This is a genomic window from Anaerolineales bacterium (genome assembly GCA_015075725.1).
In the GTDB taxonomy this organism is placed as follows: Bacteria; Chloroflexota; Anaerolineae; order Anaerolineales; family Villigracilaceae; genus Villigracilis.
Genome location: JABTTV010000001.1, coordinates 737,469 through 756,215, shown reverse-complemented (window position 1 = coordinate 756,215; position 18,747 = coordinate 737,469). Strand labels below are relative to the sequence as shown.

The following is an 18,747-nucleotide window of genomic DNA, read 5'->3' as shown; positions in this document are numbered from 1 at the left end:
CTGCCGAGTCATTACTTCCTTTTCTTCTTTGGCGCAGGTTTTTTCTTCGCCTTCACTGGCTTGGACGCCTTCTTCGCTGGTTTCGCCTTGGTCTTCTTAGCGGGTTTAGCGGTCCTTTTTGCAGGAGACTTTACAGCCTTCTGCTTCCTTTCTTTCTTCTTCGGCTCTTCCACCTTGACATAACTCTCCAGCATCCACCCAACCGCCAGCGCAGTAACCGTCTCGCCCGGCTTGACCTCGACCACCACATCTCCCTTTGAGGAGGCGCGTTTTCTCAAACCAGCCGCATCCAATCTTGTGGATTTCGGCGCGCCCTTGCTCATGTGAATCGTCGCGACGTGGTTTGGTTTACCAGAGGCAACCGCCGCCAATGTGGATTTACCCGGCAAGTCCCATGCGACCACACCTTTGCCGTAGCGACCTTGAACAGGGAAGTCTTTTTGGTCCACGCGCTTGGCTTTGCCGTCGTTGGTGAGCAGGAAGATATCGCCTTCCGCGGGCAGGATTTCCGCGCCGACGACTTCGTCCTTATCTTCGAGTTTCATTCCGTTCACGCCAGCCGCGACGAGTCCCATCGGGCGCACGTCGTCCTCCTTGAAACGGATCGCCATGCCCATCGCGGTCACGAGCAGGATTTCCTTTTTCCCATCCGTGATGGCAACCGTGTTGAGTTTGTCGCCTTCGTTGACCTTCACCAGCGCAAAGGTCTGCGATGATGGACCAGGCAACTCAGTGACGAGGCTCTTCTTGATCATGCCGAAGCGCGTGGCAGTGAGAACGCAGATCTCTTCGCCTAACGTAGATTTATTCGCTGGCAAAGCAAAGACTGCTGATAATGTATCTGTGTCACTCAAGGGCGAGACACGATGCCATGGCACACCCTGTCCCAGTTTGCTTGCTTCGGGGATCAAATGCGCGGCGACCGCGGCGGCTTTGCCGAGTTTGCTTACGAAGTAGATCGTATCTGTTGTTGAAGCCTTCACCAGGAATCGCGGCGCATCGTTGCCGGAGTGACGCGGCTGTTTTTCGTCCGCGGTGCGTGAGACGAGTCCATCATCGGTTACGCCGATCCACACGGATGCGTGCGGCAGTTGACTGGCTGTGATCGCAGAACCCGCCTTCGCGCCTTCTTTCACGCTGACAACCTGCGTGCGCCGCCGGTCACCGTAAGCCGTTTTCACTTTCAAGAGTTCTTCGGCAACCATATCGCGCATCAACCTGGGCGTCTTCAAAAGTTTGGTCAACTGCGCAATGGTCGCTGTCACTTCCTTGTATTCGGTTTCGATCTTCTTACGCTCGAGCGCGGCGAGACGGCGCAACTGCATATCGAGAATCGCGTTCGCCTGAATCTCCGTCAGCTTGTAACGCTTCATCAGTTTGGCGCGAGCCGTCTCCACGTCCGATGCGGAGCGAATCAGTTCGATGATCTCGTTCAGATTCTTCAACGCGACCAGATACCCCTCCAGGACGTGCTGCCTCGCCTTTGCCTTTTCCAGATCGAATTGCGCCCGCCTCTTTATGACCGTGAGCCTGTGCTCCAAATAGACGCGGAGTGCCTGTTTGAGAGTTAAGGTGCGCGGTTCACCGTCCACCAATGCCAGCAGGTTGATGCTGAAAGTGGTCTGCATCGGAGTGCGTTTGTAGAGATCGCGCAGGACAAAATTGGGGTCGGCGTTCTTGGTCAGTTCGAGAACGATGCGCATGCCCTGACGGTCGGATTCATCGCGCAAGTCCGAAAGCCCTTCGAGATGACCATCACGCGCCAGTTCGGCGATGCGCTCGATCAGGCTGGATTTGTTGACCATGTACGGTAACTCAGAGACGATGATGCGGCTCTTGCCGCGCTCCATCTCCTCGATGTGCGCCTTCGCCTGCACGGTGATGCGTCCACGCCCCGAGCCATACGCGGATTCGATTCCTTCGTCGCCTTTTTCTTCGATGATGAGACCGCCAGTGGGGAAGTCCGGCCCCTTGACGAACTTCATCAACTGCTCCACGTCAATGTCGTCGAGCTTCTCCCAGCGTTCGAGCATGAACACGAGGGCATCCACAACTTCACTCAGGTTATGAGGCGGGATCGACGTCGCCATGCCCACGGCGATACCCGTCGCGCCGTTCACAAGCAGATTCGGAATCGCGGAAGGAAGTACGCTCGGTTCTTCGAGGGTATCGTCGAAGTTCGGGGTGAAGTCAACCGTATTTTTATTGAGATCGTTCAAAATATCGAGCGCGGCGGAAGTGAGTCGCGCCTCGGTGTAACGCATCGCAGCGGGCGGGTCGCCATCCACCGAACCGAAGTTTCCCTGACCATCCACCAGCATGGTGCGCATGGAAAAATCCTGCGCGAGGCGAGCCATCGCCTCATACACCGACGAGTCACCGTGCGGGTGATATTTGCCCAGCACCTCACCCACGATCCTCGCGGACTTCTTATACGGCGAGTCGCTACGGATGCCCATGTCGTACATCGCATACAAGATGCGTCTCTGCACTGGCTTCATGCCGTCGCGGGCATCGGGCAGCGCGCGAGACACGATGACGGACATGGCGTAGTCGAGATACGCCTGCTGCATTTCGCTGTCGATGTCTATTTTTCGTACGATACCAAGTTCCATAAGGAAATCCTTTTTGAACCGCAAAGAGCGCTAAGGTCGCAAAGAAAAAAATGTACTTCTTCGCGCGCTTGGCATGCTTCGCGGTAAAAATTTTGTGGTGAATTAATGTTCTATTGCGGGGTTTATCTTACGGGCAAACAAACGATGCGTCAAGTCCCGCACTTTTGGGTGATACTCTGGTTGTAAAGTGTCTGTATAATTTGTTCAATAGAGGTGAACCATGAAACTTAATACATCAAAAGAAGTTTGGATCGGACGCATCATCGCCTGGGTCTTGCTCTGTCTCGTATCCAGCGGCATTCTCTTCGTCACCACCTTCATGCTGGGACCCACCCTGTTCGTCATCCCCAATTTTAGCGAGCGCATCGCCGTTGCCATGTACTGCCCCGGCGCAGAAAGCACGTCACTGCAAGAGGGCGCGTCCACACCCACCACATCGAGTCCATCCGGCACACGCGGTCACACCGTTGAGATCACCTGTTATTTTTCAGATGGAAGTACGGACACGATCGATAATGCCGAGTATGCCGTCGCATCCATTGGCGGCGTGTTCGGCATCGGCGGTTTGACCGGCTTGCTGATTTCCATTCCGCTTCTGCTCCTGCCCTTCTTCTTGATTCGACGAAAAAGAGAATAGTCTGCTTACGGTGTCAGCGGGATTTCCTTCGTTGTGCAGGCACCCTGCTGACCGTCTTTGGTGCAGACCGTGACACTGGCGCGCATCAAATTTCCCTTGAAGTTGTAATTGAACTTCGCGCTGCTGATGAGAACGGCAGTGTCGTTCGGGATCTTATCGTTGACGCTCAACCCGTCACAGCCGATGGCGGCGACAAAATTGTCCGTGGCGAGTGTACGGGTGATATTCCTATCCGTATCCAGCAGGCTGACAAGCACGGATTCGAACACGTACTGGCTCTCACTGGTGATCTCGAGGTTCATCCAGAATGCGCCACTGCACGATTGGAATCCGCTTCCCTTCAATTTGAAGTTCAGCGTCGGGGGAAGGGTCGCTGTGGAGGTTGGCGTGGGGGGCGGCGTAAAAGCGGGAAGCAGTATGGGATCACCCTCGAACTCCGCATACTCTCCCCATACCCAGCAATAATCTGTGAAAACGTAGGGATTGTCGATGTAGAAATACTGGCTTGTCGGGTCACGCGCAATCACGGGGGCTTTCATGCCGACCAGCAGCGAGCCGACGATCTCGAACGATCTTCCCGGTCCGGTGCGGCAGTGCGTGGGGCGCGTCACACTGATCGTGACAGTGCCAGGCGTCAACGTGCTCGTGAGCTCATTTGTGGGCTGAAAGGATGGCGTTCCGGTTTGTGGTGTGAAGGTAATGGTGGGGGTTTCGCTGGGAAAACGAGCGGTCGGGTATATCAGTGTCGGCGTGAAGGTGCGGGTGAGGGTCGGAGCGGACGTGGGCGTAAGGGTGTCGGTCACATTCTGGGTCAGCCCCGCAATGACGGTTTCCGCCGCCGAAGTGCTGACTGCATCAGAATTTGACAGTTCAATGCCGGGCAATGCACATGCGAACATCGCAAGCACGATGACGGGATAAAACGGCTTCCAGGATCGGGGCATAATGGTTTCCTTGCGCTTATTATATAGGCTATGGGGTAAATTTTAAATTTCGCTTCACGCAATCTCCCTTCTGGCTTGGCTGACTGCATAAAGTCAAATGAACGGCCATTTCGTTACCAGTTGGATCATAGGGAAATACTGGTGAACTGATGACAAACTCATCGCCGGGAACGAGGACATCCTTTGTGGTTATTGCCGAACAGCCGTCGACATTGGCGAAACCGTCGCTGAGGGCGATTAACTTTTGACCTGCGACCAAATCACGGATATCGAACTTCATAGATCGAAAGGTTACCGAACTTGAATTCCTTACACGTACCTCCATCCACCAACCTGAACAGGAATCGCTGCCCTGATAGGCGAGGGTGAAATTCGGTTGAAGCGTGGGTGTAATAGTGGCAGTGGGCGTGAAGGTGGGAGTTGGCGTGGGCGGTGGTGTGAAAACCGGTAAGTAAAGATAAGCCCCGGTCAATATGGCATATTCACCCCAGACCCAGCAATATCCGCCGGCCTGGTCGGGATTGCGAATATACCAATACCTGCCTGTCGGGTCTCGCCCGTACACTTCAGCGATCTCACCCACCAACAAGGCTCCCACTCGTGGATACACCCGCCCGGGTCCTATCCGGCAATTTGTATCAACAGAAACGGTGATCTGGGGAATGAGCGCTGTAGGAGTGAAAACAGGGGTGGCGGTCAGTGTGATGGTAGGGGTGAGAGATGGTGTCCACGTGGGAGAGACCACCTCAGCAGTTGAGGTTGAGGCAGGTTGGGCGGAAACCTCCGGTTCGGAAATGGCTTGAGTAAGCTCCGCGATAACAGTTTGCGCGGCGGCGGTCCGAATCGGGTCGGTCCCCGGCATCATCACGTCTGGGATGATACAGGCAAAACCCCCTAACAAAAAGAGTAAAAACACATAGCGACGGTCGTAAAGCAGGCGCATACAATTCCTTTCGCTTTGCCAAAGACGCTCTTTTTCAAATGAATGTTCCCTATCGATACCAGATCAAATACCCCTTGCTGAGCCATTTTTTATGAAGGTCGAGTTCGAATCCTTTTTGCGCCAATGCCTCAGCTGAGGCTGTGAACCATTGTTTCAATCCAAACGTCCTTGCGGATGCCGCCTCCAATGCGGAGCGTTTCCATGCTTCGAAGAAATCATAAATCGGCTCGCCTCTCACCACGCGATGGATGTAATTCTTCGGTAGGATGGTTTGGAACTCTTCGACGTCGAATCCGGAGTGGAAATTCGTGGAGAAGATCAACGCCTCGAAGGTCCATTCATTTGTCACCCTGAGGGCTCCAACAAATGGCCGAAGGGTCTTTTTCAACTGGGACGGAGATTCTTCGTGGCGCAAGACGCCACTCAGAATAACATCCCTACGGCGAGCCAGGTTGGCGGACCAAACATTTCCAAACGGCGTGGATGTCCCTTCGATCATCAAGCCGTCGGGGAGGACATGTTCCGCGAGACGTTCATAAGCCGGGACGAAATCTTTCTCTTCGTATTGTCTCAACACGTTGAACGCGCGGATGAGCCGCACCGTCTCGCCAGATAGCAAAGGCAGATTGAAGCCGCCAAGTCGAAAGAATGTTTTTTCATCTGCAAAGGGATGCGCCGCTTCCACCCGTTCCTTGTCTATTTCCACGCCGAGGATTCTTAGATTTGGATTCGATCTTCTGAAACGCAATGCGCTTTCGAGCGTGGTTCGCGGATCAAAGCCATAACCGAGGTCCACGAACAGGGACTCGGCAAACAGGCCATCGTTCCGTGAGAGAAGCGAAGGTTCATAAAGAAGGATAAAGTTGTCGACTCGCCGAAGCCGGTTATCGGCGGTCTTTCCACGAGTGGGCTGTCCTTCCGGTTTTTTACTGACTCGTTTCATAAATATTCGAATTGTTCTACGACGCCGGTGACGAAAAACGCCTCGGATGAAATTCCGAGGCGTTTTTTTTGATTTAGTCTGCCGCTGTGGTGGGCGGAATTTCTTCGGCCGAGTCTGAAGCGGGTTGTTCCTCGCCGGGCTGAGTGAAACGCCCGTGGATGAAGCCCGTCCCTGCCGGGATGAGTTTGCCGATGATGACGTTCTCCTTCAAGCCGAAGAGCGGGTCGGTGGTGGAACCGATGGCGGCGCCAGCCAGCACTTTGATGGTGTGCTGGAAGGAAGAAGCCGAGAGGAAGGAGTCGGTGGAGAGGGAGGCCTTGGTCACGCCGAGCAGGACTTCGCTGAAGCGAGCCGCCTGTTTTCCTTCCGCGATCAACGCTTCATTCTGTTTGCGGATCTCGAGGCGGTCGACCACATCGCCGGGCAGGTACTTGGTGTCGCCAGGGCGGGTGACCTGCACCTTGCTCAACATCTTGCGGATGATGACCTCGAAATGTTTGTCGTGGATGTTTTGACCCTGCGAGCGATACACTTTCTGCACTTCGGTCATGAGATACATCTGGCAGGCATCGCGTCCCTGGATCTTGAGGATGCGGTGCGGATTGAGCGAGCCTTCGGTCAGCGGCTGCCCGGCTTCGACGTGCGCGCCGTCGCGGACGAGGATACGCGAGGTGTTGGGGATGTCCATGACAACTTCTTCGCGCTGCTCATAGGATACGATCACCTTGCGGTCTTTCTTCTCCACGGCAACACGACCGCCGTGCTGGGAGACGATGGTTGCTTTATCCTTCGTTGCGAGAATGTCGCCAGCCTGAACCTCCGATTCGTCCTTTGCCATGATCTTCCAGTCTTCGGGGATGGCGTATTCGTCATGCACCATTTCGGCATGTTCGATGTGGACTTCGCGCATGTCTGCGTATTTCTCGGACTGTTGGACTCGCACCACGCCGTTGATCTCGGCGACCGCGGCTTCGCCCTTCGGCTGCTTGCGCGCTTCGAAGATTTCCTCGACGCGTGGGAGACCGGTCGTGATGTCTGCGGCGCCCGTAGACGCCACACCGCCGGTGTGGAAGGTGCGGAGCGTAAGTTGTGTGCCCGGTTCGCCAATGGACTGGGCGGCGACGATGCCGACTGCCGAGCCGAGTTCAACCATCACACCACGACCGAGGTCGATGCCGTAACATTTGGCGCAAATGCCGTGATCCAGCTCGCAGGTCAGCGGCGAGCGGACCTTGACTTCCGTCACGCCGGCAAATGTAATGACGCGGGCCATTTCATGGGTGATCACATCGTCCGGTTCTGCCAGTACTTCGCCGGTCTTCGGGTCGAGGATGCGGTCGACGGCGAGGCGGCTGTACATACGTACCTGCATCGATTGGCCCGCAACATCGTCCGCCTTGCGGATCCATACGCCATCGCGTGTGCCGCAATCGTGCTCATTGATGATAATGTCCTGCGCAATGTCCACGAGACGGCGCGTGAGGTAACCGGCGTCCGCGGTGCGGAGCGCGGTGTCGGCGAGACCCTTGCGCGCGCCGTGAGTTGAGATGAAGTATTCCTGCGCGGTAAGCCCTTCGCGGAAGTTCGAGCGGATCGGCATGGGGATGATGCGCCCGGAGGGGTCAGCCATCAAACCGCGCATGCCCGCCAACTGCGAAATGGTGGAGAAACCACCCTTTGTCGCGCCGGAGGTCGCCATGGTGGATAGATTCCCGTCGGGATCCATGTGCTTCTTTACGGCGTCGCCGACCTTGTCGGTCGTTTCCTGCCAGATCTGGATCTCGCGTTCGTTCTTTTCCTGTTCGGTCAACAGACCGCGGCGGAAGTCGCGCTGGACCACTTCGACCTGTTTAAGCGCTTCGTCAATGATCGGCTTGCGTTCCGGCGGGATGGAAATATCGGCGACTGCCAGTGTGGTGCCTGATTTCATGGCAAATTCGAAACCGATGCTCTTGACCTGGTCAGCCACATTGGTGGTGACTTCCTGCCCGCACAGTTCGTAGACTTCAGCGATCAAGTCCTTCACGCCGCCCTTGTCCAGTTTCTTGTTAACGAACTGGACTTCCTCGGGCAGGATGCGGTTCAATAATACGCGACCGACGGTTGTGTCGATGACGCGGGTCTGCGGCTCCGCCATGCGTTTGCCTTTTTCGTCGTACCAGGTATTGGCGCGCAGTTTGATCTCGGAATGCACTTCGACCTGGTCGAGCGCGTAGGCGAGTTCCACTTCGTCCATATCGGCAAAGGCGCGCCCATCCCCGCGGTGCTTGGCTTTCTGTTCCATCGAGAGATAGTACACACCCAACACCATGTCCTTGGACGGCGAGATGATCGGCTCACCGTCTGCCGGTTTGAGCAGGTTCTTGGAAGCGAGCATCAAGTCGCGCGCTTCCTGAACCGCCTTCTGGGAAAGCGGAACGTGAACCGCCATCTGGTCGCCGTCGAAGTCTGCGTTGAAGGCGGTGGTGACGAGCGGGTGAAGTTGAATGGCGGAGCCTTCGATGAGAATCGGCTCGAATGCCTGAATACCGAGACGGTGAAGCGTAGGAGCGCGGTTCAACAATACGGGACGATCGCCGATCACGCCTTCGAGCGCTTCCCACACTTCGGGGCGGTTGCGTTCGATCAGGCGGCGGGCGCCTTTCACGTTGGCGGCATATCCATTCTGCACGAGTCGCGCGATCACGAACGGACGATAAAGTTCGAGCGCCATGCTCTTGGGAAGACCGCATTGATTCAATTTGAGCTGCGGACCCACCACGATCACGGAGCGCCCGGAGTAGTCCACGCGCTTGCCGAGCAGATTGCGGCGGAAGCGGCCCTTCTTGCCTTTGAGCATATCGCTCAGAGACTTGAGTTCGCGGCGTCCGCGGCGGGAGAGCGCCTTACCGCGCTGGCTGTTATCGATCAGGGAGTCGACCGCTTCCTGCAACATGCGCTTCTCGTTGCGGATGATGACATCCGGCGCGCCGAGTTCGAGCAACCTCTTCAAGCGGTTGTTGCGATTGATCACGCGGCGATACAGGTCGTTTAAGTCGGACGTGGCAAAGCGACCGCCATCGAGCTGAACCATCGGGCGCAGGTCGGGCGGGATGACAGGAAGCACGGTCAGGATCATCCACTCGGGGCGGTTGCCGGAACGTTTGAAAGCTTCTACAACCTTGAGGCGGGTGGTGGCTTTCTTGCGCTTCTGCTTGCTCTTGGTGGTTTTCACTTCGTGCCAGAGTTCTTCAGAAAGTTTGTCAAGGTCGAGGCGGTCGAGCACATCGTAGAAGGCTTCGGCACCCATGTCGGCGCGGAAGACCTGACCCCAGCGCTGTTTCAACTCGCGGTAGCGAATCTCGCTCAGGAAGGTGAAGGGACGCAGTTCGAGCAATTCATCGCGCAGGCGCGAAGACTGGTTCGAGGAAACCGTGGTCTGCGAATCCAATTGATTGCGCAGGGCCTCCATTTCGGTGTCGGCTTGCGCTTTGATCGTGGCGGCTTTGGCCTTCAGTTCTTCGATCTCAGCCTGGCGCTTGTCCTTCAACTCGTTTTCGAGAGACTCGAGCTGTTTCTGCACGGTCTTCTGGATCAGGGTGATGTGCTTGCTGGCGATCTTGTCGCCGGCATCCACGATCTTTTCGCCGGTCTTATCGAAGACAATGGCTTTCTTGGCAAACTCGCCCATCTGATCCTGGAGCATGCGTTCCAGTTTCTGACCTTCTTTGATGATCGGGTCGAGCTGTTCGGCAATGCCTTCATCGTAGCCCTGCTCGAGCGTGGCCTGCTTCTGCTTCAACTCGGCGATGCTGGCGTCGCGTTTGGTCTTGATCTCGACGATGTTGTTATTGATCTCCGAAGCCTGCTCGCGTTCGGATACGGTGATCTCATCTTCTAGTCGCTGGAGGGCTTTCTTGCGGGCCTCTTCGTCCACGTAGGTGACGATATATTGGGCGAAGTAAAGTACCCGGTCCAGGTTGCGGCGGGAAATATCCAGCAGCATGCCCATCTGCGACGGGATACGGCGGGTGTACCAGATGTGCGCCACAGGGGAGGCAAGTGCGATGTGACCCATGCGCTCGCGGCGCACGGAGGAGCGGGTCACTTCGACGCCGCATTTTTCGCAGGTGATGCCTTTGTATCGGGGGTTCTTATATTTGCCGCAGTAGCACTGCCAGTCGCGGGTGGGTCCAAAAATCGCTTCACAGAACAGGCCGTCTTTTTCGGGGCGCAGGCGGCGGTAGTTAATGGTTTCGGGTTTCAGCACCTCACCGTACGACCAGGACATGATCGTTTGGGGGGAGGCAAGGCTGATACGGAGTGCAGTCAATCCCTTGGTTTCCACTGGATCCTCTCCTAAGAAGATAAACTCGTTCGCGCGAAAGAGCGTGTAGGTGACACGCTCCAGAGACAAACAAATGCAAGCGCTTTGAGTATTTTTCTCAAGCGCTTGCTGGTGTTATCTCGTTTTTTACATCCAACAGTACTATTATATGGATTCAGGGAGTTTGAGTCAAGGTCTTGATCAATGAAGAATCTGCGCCTCGTCCCGGACCTGGATCTGGTTCTGCCGCCCAAACATTTTCTTCATCCAATTCTCATGCTATGGCGTCGGTGTTTCAGTTGGGGTATCGGTCGGAAATGGCGTCAGTGTTGGCGTGTCGGTGGGCGGAATGATGACCTGCGTCGGGGTTTCTGTGGGAGTCATTGTCGGTGTGGAAGTAGGCAAGGTGGGAACCGGCAGGCTGAGGTTGAGTCGGACGCGCCTGTCCACCTCGGCGTGTTCACCGATGAGGGTCAAATGCAGAACGATGATCCCGTTTGGTGTGCCGGTCAGATTCCAAACGGTGAAGACTCCATCCTCCACGGGTTTATCGCTTTCGGCAAGCAGGTTCCAGTTACCGGGATTCTCACCGATGCCAAATTCCAACCTCCAGCCTTTGAAGCCTTCATCAGAGCTCGCAGTGCCTTTCACTTCCAAAACCGGATTGGAGATGACCTGCCCGTCGTTGAAAACCAGTTCGATCTCTGGCTGGGGGTCGCCTTCCTGACATTCACGTTCGGGCGCGTAATAGGGGTCTTCGGGAAGATCGTTGCTTGCGAGCCACCTCTTCCCATCTCCGGTTTCGAACCATTTGCGCGCCCAGGGATCTTTTACATTCAGGACCACTTGTTCGTCCGAAGGACCATCGCACGCCTCGGACGCTTCAAAACCGGTCCATAGATCGATGCGGACGCGGCGGGCAAGGTCCTGCCCGTGTGGAAGCGGCAATTGATTAGAAGCGAAGATTTCCGTGTATTCGGATTGACATAAATTGGAAGGCTCTGTCCCGCCGAGGCGGCAGACAACTTTATCGACGATGCCGGCAGGGCGGCTGAACGGGGTTGGGGAGCCGTTGGTGAGATAGGGCACGGCAAATTCCATGAACTGGGACCAGATGGGCGCCGCGCCGCTTAAGCCGGATGAACTGACCATTGGAGTGTAATCCGCATTGCCGATCCACACGCCAGTGACGAGGTCGGGGGTGTAGCCTAGAGTCCAGTTATCGCGGATGTCGTTGGTTGTGCCGGTTTTGGCGGCGACCTGGAAGGAAAGGTTCAATGCAGAGTTCGGCCCGAACATGAGCGAACGCGCCTGATTATCGGAAAGGATGGATGAAATCAGATAGGCGTGTTCGGCGCTGATGACCTGCTCACCTTCCGGCGTTTTATGTTCATAAACAACTTCGCCGTCGAAAGTCGTGATCTTGAGGATCGCAACAGGGGAAATCTTTTTGCCGCTGTTCGCAAAAACGGAATACGCGCTTGTCATGTCGATCAAGCTGACATCGCCCCCGCCCAGCGTAAGCGACAATCCGTAATCATCCCGCGTGAAGGAAGTGATGCCGAGGCGTTCGGCCATGGCGATCATGCCGTCCTTTTCGGGCGTGTTGGGATCGTCGTAAATGCCGACGAACTCAAGCGTCTTGACCGCAGGGATATTGAAGGAATTCGCAAGCGCGATCCTTACTGTCATACCGCCGTGAAATTTTCCATCGTAGTTCCGCGGTTCATAGGGTGGATTGGCTCCATCGGGAAATTGAGAGGGAACATCCCAGATCCAGGTGGAGGGCGTCCAGCCCTTTTCGAACGCGGCAACGTACGTGATCGGTTTGATGGAAGACCCCGGCTGGCGTGTGGGGCTGATTGCCATGTTGATCTGGCCGGAGATGGCGGCGTTGGTGAAATCGGGCGAACCGACCATGGCGAAGATCTGGCCGGTCGAAGGCTGCATGGAGACCAGTGCGCCGTTCTTTGCGTTACTCTCCACCATCTTTGCGACTTGACCCGTCACCAATTGCTGAGCTTGATCTTGAAGCACGGGATCGAGCGTGGTGTAAACAACGAAACCGGAGCGATAAATGGTCTGCGCGTCGTATAGTTTCTCCAGCTCGGCGCGGACGAAATTGACCCAATGAGGATACTTCGCATCACCAAAGACCGGCGGAATGAACGGGTAGTTCTTTATTTGATTGGCGGCTTCGGTCGCAGCGATCGGGTCCACGCACACGCGCTCTTCGCTGTTGCTGACCTCGATGCAGCCTTGTACCTGACTCAATTCGAACATCAGGACGAGGACCTGCTGCTGGCGAGTCAGCGTCGTTTCGGGATCGGTGTAAATGTCGTAAACGGCGGGGGATTGCGGTAAACCGGCGAGGAAGGCGGATTCGCCGAGAGTCAAGTCCTTGGCGGATTTGTTAAAGTAGGTGTTTGCCGCGGCTTCGATTCCGTAGGCGAGGTTGCCGTAATAGATTTCGTTCAGATACAGTTCGAGGATTTCATCCTTGGAATAACGGCGGGTGATTTCCGCGGCGAGAATGATCTCACGCGTCTTGCGTTCGACGGTGCGCTGGGCGCGTTCTTCGGGAGAGAGCAGGAGCGCGCGCGCCAATTGTTGCGTGATCGTGGAAGCGCCGCCGCCCTCGCCCTGGGTGACGTAGTTCACCCACAAGGCGCGGGTGATCGCGATGGGATCGAAACCGGGATTGTCGTAGAAGTCCTTGTCTTCTGTGGCGATGGTCGCCGCGACCAGGTTCGGGGAAATTTCACTGAGCGGGATGTAATTGCGCCGCCCGGCATTCGGGTCGAGAAGCTCGAACAGCACCTGTCCATTGCGGTCGAGGATGCGCGTGGTCTGGAATTGCGATGTGCGGTTCTTCAGATCGCTGACGTCGGGTAAAGTGCTGGCGATCCGGGCGTATTGGTAGACCAGGATCGAGCCGGCACATAGGCCGAGAATCACAATTGCGAAGAAGGAAACGACCAATACACGGACCAGACATCCCTTGTTGCCGCGCAGGGAAGAGCCGATCGAGCCGAAGAATAGCGCCATACGGTCGGCAAATGTGGGACTCAGCGGAGCCCTTTGATATTGATTTTGATGCGCGCGGGGCGGGCTTTGATTTTCCGGCAGTCGATAGGCAGGGCGTTGATTCTGGACCTGTGCCTTCCTGGGCGGTTTTGTTTCTTTTGCAGATTCGTAGGCGGCATTCGTGACGCGCGTGCCTTCCACATCCACTTCATCCACCCGCTTTGGGAGCGGCATGTTGTTTTCGTCGAGATCGGGAAGATTCAGAATCGGTGTGGTATTCCCCGTCTTTTTGCGTGAAGCGGTCGTCCCGCCGGGGGGAGGCGCGGGATCCAAATCCTTCCGGGTTTCATCTTCCGAACGCAGTAATCGTTTAAGTTTGTCGTTATCGTCTTCAGTCATATCAGGTTTATTTTGTCATTGCGAAGGCTGTTGGTTGATTTACGGCTCGTGATTGATGCACCGCGTATCGAAACCCGGCCCGAAGCGGATTCGCAATCACATTCCTATTTCGGTTTGCTCAGCATCAATAAATTCAACGTACCTTTTTGGAGCACTTCTTCACTTTGATTGCGGACTTCCACATTCGCGATCAACGCGCCGCCGCCGATGCGTGGCAGGGCTTTGGTCTCGTTGACGGTCAACACGGCGTGGATGGTATCTCCGATGAATATCGGTTTGACGAACTTCCATTCCTGAATTTCGCGGAAGGCGAGCACGGTCCCTTCGAGCAGGCCGGTTCGCATGATCAGGCCGGTCGCGATGGACAAGCCCAAAAGTCCGTGCGCGACGCGCTGACCGAAGGGCGATGTCCTGGCAAATTCGGCGTCGGTGTGAATCTGATTGTAGTCGCCTGTCAGACCGGCAAAATTAAAAATGGCATCTTCACTCACAGTGCGTGAAGCGGTCTTCACCGTCTGCCCGACCGAAAATTCCTCGAAATAAAGTCCAGACATGTTCGTCTCCTGGTTGGTTGGTCTGTTAGTCTAATAGTCTTTGACCATTCGACGACAAGGCCACGCGACTATAAGACTAAATTATACCTGTTTGACCACCCGCCCATCTGCCCGTACAATTGGCGACATGCGCGACTGGTCCCTCCGCCTCGGCGACCCGCTTTACCTCACCCTTGCGGCGGATGCCCGACTATGCAAACCGGATTACGCCAATGACCACATCTGGGAGGTGGAAATCGGCAGCAACGACCCCGAACGGTCGGCGGTCGGCATCGTCACCACCTACGGCTCACGGGCGCGTTCGATGCGCCTCTTTTTACGCTTTACCGAAGGCGCCAACACGGTTACAGACCCTAACACTTTTGCCGCGAAACCGTCGCTGCGGCGCTTCTATCCAAACTTCCTAACCCTCGATTTTGTTCCCTTCGAAAACCTTCAAACCAACGCGGATTTCTGGGTCCCCGAATCTCACGCCGTTGCCGGGCGCGTGACCATCGCCAATAAAACAACGGCGGTGCGCAATATACAACTCGAAGTTTGCGCCGTGCTTGCGCCGCTCAATGGGCAATCCATCATCCCCACCCAACAACAATTAGTAAACATCTTAGCTGGACAAACCAGCGGAATCGCCCCCGTGATCTTCATGACGGGCGGACCCAAACACGGACCCGGTCCGCACGCCTCGCTCATTCTGGACCTGGAGCTGGGTCCCGGCGCCGCCCGGACCATATCCTTCGCGGTAGCCGCGCTCGATACGATCCCTGAAGGCTTCGACCTCGCGCGCAAGACCGCCGCCCGCCCATGGCAGGCTGAACTTGCCCGCATCGAAATGTTGGATGAAAACCAGATCCTCGACATCCGCACCGGGGATGTGGAATGGGATGCCGCTCTTGCCTTCAGTCAAAAAGCCGCTCATGCCCTGTTCATGCAAAGCGACCATTTGCCGCATCCATCCTTCGTGCAAGCCCGCCACCCCGATCATGGACATTCCAACAAAGGCGATGGCACGGATTATCCACCCGCATGGAGCGGTCAATTCGCGCTCGATGCATATTACCTTTCCAGCATCCTGAACGTCACGCCACAGGTGGGGAGAAATCTCCTGCTCAATTTTTTTTCGACCCAAAACGAAGATGGCGAAGTGGATGGGAAACCCGGCATCGCCGGTCAACGCGGGCGATTCCTTGCCATGCCCATCCTCGCCAGCATGGCTTGGAAATATTATCAGGCAACAAACGACGAAGAATTTCTTGCGGATGTATTCCCCAAGTTGATCAAATTCTTCTGGTCCTGGTTCTCCGGCGCGCATGACCGCAACCGTGACGGATCGCCCGAATGGGATCATATTCTCCAAACAGGCTTGGAGGATAACCCCTTATTCGACGTTTGGAATCCCTGGTCGCAGGGGCTGGATGTTTCCTTCGTCCACAGCCCGTCGCTCGAAGCCATGCTCCATCGCGAAGCGCAAACGCTGTTGAAAATGGGGAGGAAACTCGGCAAGCCGGATGAAGAAGTATCTTTGATCCTTGCTCAAGCGGAAAAACTCAAAGATTCACTCGATGCAGGCTGGAATCCGCGCGTCAGTTTCTATTCCTACCGTGACCGCGGAACCGGGGTCATGACCGAGAGCAAGGTCATCGCCAAACGCAAAGGCGACGGTTCGATGCGTCCCAGGTTTGATTCCGAGTCGCCGGTCAGGTTGCTGGTTGAGATCCAAACCAAAAGTCCGGCTGCGAAGCGACCGGAAGTGGAGATCAGCGAATACTTCACCAAATCCAAAGGCGAGAGCGAAATCATCGCCGGGCATCAATTCCAATGGCGCACGGGCGGGCTTGTCGCCACCACACAAACGACGTTTTCGAAGATCGGACGAATCAACGTAACGGGATTGGAAGAAGACGATAAACTAATCATTAAAGTGGTTGATACGACCGGTGAAGATATCACTCTTGGACTGCCGTTGTGGGCGGGCGCGCTTGAAAAGCAACGCGCGTACGCGATGATCGGTCGCAACCTCATGACCGCGGATCGGTTCGACCGCCCGTTCGGAATGCCCTCCCTGCCGAATGTGCCGGATAAAGAGGCGGAGACCGTTTCGTTGAGTGTGAGCCTGCCGTGGAATCTCTTGCTCGGCGAAGGCTTGCTGCATTACGGCTTCCGCGCCGAAGCGACTCGCCTGACTGCGCATGTGATGAATGCTGTCATTCTGAACTTAAAACAAAACCGCGCTTTTTATCAACGTTATCACGCTGAAAAAGGCACAGGCATAGGCGAACGCAATTCGTTGACCGGTTTCGCGCCGGTCGGTTTGTTCATGCAAGCCCTGGGCGTTACGGTTCTATCCGGCACGCGGATTAGACTGGAAGGGCGGAATCTCTTCCCGTTCGCAGTGACCATCAAATACAAAGGCATGTCCATTGTGCGAGGGCAGGAACAAACGACGGTCACATTCGCGAACGGCGAAAGTGTGATCGTCAAAGATGAAGCGCCTTGTATTGTCGAGATGTAATCACCATCAAATCGAGCGGCAGTCACTTTTATGGTGACTGCCGCTTTTTTTTAAAAGGGAATTAATCCAAAAGCCTCAATTCATGGTATAAAAATTTCGGCATACCTCATGCAAATTCATATTTCTCACGAGGCAGATGACTGAAAAGCTCTTGGACCTGCTCAAATTTCTTTACGGGGGAAGCATCTCTGCGCGTCTGCTTGAACGAACCCGGCAATTATTGGAAGAATATCGACCGCGCATCAAGCCGCAATTCAGTCGTTTGACCGAACGCGATGCGATTCTTATCACGTATGGCGATCAGGTACAGGCACAAAATGAAAGACCGTTGCAATCGCTCAAGAAGTTTTGCGACCTGCATTTAACTGGTGTTTTAAACGGGATCCACATCCTGCCGTTCTACCCGTGGACATCCGATGACGGTTTTTCGGTGGTGGATTATCGAAGGGTCGATCCCGCCCTCGGCGATTGGGACGACGTTTCTGCGATGCAAAATTTCCGTCTGATGTTCGATGGCGTCATCAATCACATCTCGTCGCAGAGCGGATGGTTTCAAAATTTCCTGCACGACGATCTGCGTTACAGGGATTACTTCATCACCATTGAAGGCGAACCCGACCTTTCACAAGTTGTCCGTCCGCGGACATTGCCGTTGCTGACTTCCTATCAAACTCCATCGGGCGAGAAAAAAGTGTGGACGACCTTCAGCGCAGATCAGATCGACCTCAATTTCAAAAACCCTGATGTCTTGTTGGAGATTCTCGACACCCTGCTTTTTTATGCCGAACGCGGAGCGACCTTCATCCGTCTTGACGCGATTGCCTATCTTTGGAAAGAGATCGGCACCACGTGCATCCACCTTCCGCAAACGCACGCGGTTATTCAATTTCTGCGCGCCGCGTTGAATGAAGCCGCGCCGCATGTGCAGCTCATCACCGAAACCAACGTCCCGCACAGCGATAACATTTCCTATTTCGGCGACGGCACGAATGAAGCGCAACTCGTTTATAACTTCGCCCTGCCGCCGCTCACGCTTCACGCCTTTCATACTGGTGATGCTCGTGTTTTATCGGATTGGGCAAAGACTCTGATGTTACCATCCGATAAAACCACCTTCTTCAACTTCCTCGCCTCACACGACGGGATCGGGCTGAATCCTGCCCGGGGAATCTTATCCAACGCGGACATCGACTCGCTGGTCAATAAAGTCATCGAGCATAGCGGCTTGATCTCCTACAAACAGGACGCGGACGGGGCGCAAAGTCCCTACGAGCTAAATATCAACTATTTCGACGCGCTATCAAGCCCGAGCGGGAATGAGCCGATAGAGTTGCAAGTCCAGCGCTTTATCGCCGCACAAGCCATCATGCTATCCATCATTGGCGTGCCAGGCATTTACTTCCACAGTCTCTTCGGTTCACGCGGCTGGATCGAAGGCGTGAAGCAGACCGGGCGCAACCGCACTATCAACCGACAGAAATTGCAGTTCGATGAATTGCAACTTCAACTTGAAGATGAAAATTCTTTGCGACACAAAGTTTTCGCAAAATATAGTGAGTTACTGAAAACACGCAGCAGTTCATCCGCATTCGATCCGCATGGAACACAGATCATCCACAACCTTCACCCCGCTGTCTTCGCAGTGGAACGTATTTCAACCGATGGTAAAGAGCGCATCTTTTGTTTGCACAACGTCAGCCAAAAATCCGTTTCGTTTTCTGTGAATGAAAAGCTGATTAAGTTGGAGCCGTATCAGGTGCTCTGGATAAAAGATACTCCGGTGGTCGAGTAGGCGTGCTCGTCCGCCGTATCGAGACCACACATTTACAAAGCAACTCTCCATTAACTGGTGGTCTCGATACGTGGCACA

At 55.2% G+C, this 18,747-nt stretch carries 10 protein-coding genes; 3 read left to right on the top strand and 7 right to left on the bottom strand.

Going from position 1 to position 18,747, the window contains the following annotated elements:
* Positions 1 to 11: 11 nt before the first annotated feature.
* Positions 12 to 2,615 (bottom strand): DNA gyrase subunit A, encoded by a 2,604-nt coding sequence (gene gyrA, locus HS100_03660; GenBank protein ID MBE7432985.1) that lies wholly within the window; start codon positions 2,613 to 2,615, stop codon positions 12 to 14.
* Positions 2,616 to 2,835: 220 nt separating this feature from the next.
* Here gyrA and HS100_03655 point away from each other — a divergent pair, with 220 nt between their 5' ends.
* Positions 2,836 to 3,252: a hypothetical protein gene (locus tag HS100_03655; protein ID MBE7432984.1), complete on the top strand. Its 417-nt coding sequence runs from the start codon at positions 2,836 to 2,838 to the stop codon at positions 3,250 to 3,252.
* Between the two features lie 5 nt (positions 3,253 to 3,257).
* Here HS100_03655 and HS100_03650 read toward each other — a convergent pair whose 3' ends face one another.
* The 6 genes from HS100_03650 to HS100_03625 all read right to left on the bottom strand — a co-directional run bounded on the left by HS100_03650 (position 3,258) and on the right by HS100_03625 (position 14,368).
* Positions 3,258 to 4,196: a hypothetical protein gene (locus tag HS100_03650; GenBank protein MBE7432983.1), complete on the bottom strand. Its 939-nt coding sequence runs from the start codon at positions 4,194 to 4,196 to the stop codon at positions 3,258 to 3,260.
* A 28-nt stretch (positions 4,197 to 4,224) separates the two neighbouring features.
* Positions 4,225 to 5,139, bottom strand: a complete 915-nt coding sequence (locus HS100_03645; GenBank protein ID MBE7432982.1) for an SH3 domain-containing protein — start codon at positions 5,137 to 5,139, stop codon at positions 4,225 to 4,227.
* A gap of 49 nt (positions 5,140 to 5,188) precedes the next feature.
* The gene (locus tag HS100_03640) at positions 5,189 to 6,082 is read right to left on the bottom strand and encodes a hypothetical protein (protein ID MBE7432981.1); all 894 of its coding nucleotides are present in this window, start codon (positions 6,080 to 6,082) and stop codon (positions 5,189 to 5,191) included.
* 73 nt (positions 6,083 to 6,155) lie between these two features.
* Positions 6,156 to 10,409, bottom strand: coding sequence for a DNA-directed RNA polymerase subunit beta' (gene rpoC, locus HS100_03635; protein ID MBE7432980.1), 4,254 nt, complete (start codon positions 10,407 to 10,409; stop codon positions 6,156 to 6,158).
* Between the two features lie 258 nt (positions 10,410 to 10,667).
* Positions 10,668 to 13,814 (bottom strand): penicillin-binding protein, encoded by a 3,147-nt coding sequence (locus HS100_03630; GenBank protein ID MBE7432979.1) that lies wholly within the window; start codon positions 13,812 to 13,814, stop codon positions 10,668 to 10,670.
* Between the two features lie 104 nt (positions 13,815 to 13,918).
* Complete coding sequence (locus tag HS100_03625) at positions 13,919 to 14,368, bottom strand: dehydratase (protein MBE7432978.1); 450 nt, start codon at positions 14,366 to 14,368, stop codon at positions 13,919 to 13,921.
* A 127-nt stretch (positions 14,369 to 14,495) separates the two neighbouring features.
* Here HS100_03625 and HS100_03620 point away from each other — a divergent pair, with 127 nt between their 5' ends.
* Positions 14,496 to 16,877, top strand: coding sequence for a hypothetical protein (locus tag HS100_03620; protein MBE7432977.1), 2,382 nt, complete (start codon positions 14,496 to 14,498; stop codon positions 16,875 to 16,877).
* 136 nt (positions 16,878 to 17,013) lie between these two features.
* Positions 17,014 to 18,669: a sugar phosphorylase gene (locus HS100_03615; GenBank protein MBE7432976.1), complete on the top strand. Its 1,656-nt coding sequence runs from the start codon at positions 17,014 to 17,016 to the stop codon at positions 18,667 to 18,669.
* Positions 18,670 to 18,747: the final 78 nt, after the last annotated feature.

Coding starts and splice junctions, on each gene's coding strand:
- gyrA (MBE7432985.1), bottom strand. CDS start 2,615: ATGGAACTTGGTATCGTACGAAAAATAGACATCGACAGCGAAATGCAG.
- HS100_03655 (MBE7432984.1), top strand. CDS start 2,836: ATGAAACTTAATACATCAAAAGAAGTTTGGATCGGACGCATCATCGCC.
- HS100_03650 (MBE7432983.1), bottom strand. CDS start 4,196: ATGCCCCGATCCTGGAAGCCGTTTTATCCCGTCATCGTGCTTGCGATG.
- HS100_03645 (MBE7432982.1), bottom strand. CDS start 5,139: ATGCGCCTGCTTTACGACCGTCGCTATGTGTTTTTACTCTTTTTGTTA.
- HS100_03640 (MBE7432981.1), bottom strand. CDS start 6,082: ATGAAACGAGTCAGTAAAAAACCGGAAGGACAGCCCACTCGTGGAAAG.
- HS100_03630 (MBE7432979.1), bottom strand. CDS start 13,814: ATGACTGAAGACGATAACGACAAACTTAAACGATTACTGCGTTCGGAA.
- HS100_03625 (MBE7432978.1), bottom strand. CDS start 14,368: ATGTCTGGACTTTATTTCGAGGAATTTTCGGTCGGGCAGACGGTGAAG.
- HS100_03620 (MBE7432977.1), top strand. CDS start 14,496: ATGCGCGACTGGTCCCTCCGCCTCGGCGACCCGCTTTACCTCACCCTT.
- HS100_03615 (MBE7432976.1), top strand. CDS start 17,014: ATGACTGAAAAGCTCTTGGACCTGCTCAAATTTCTTTACGGGGGAAGC.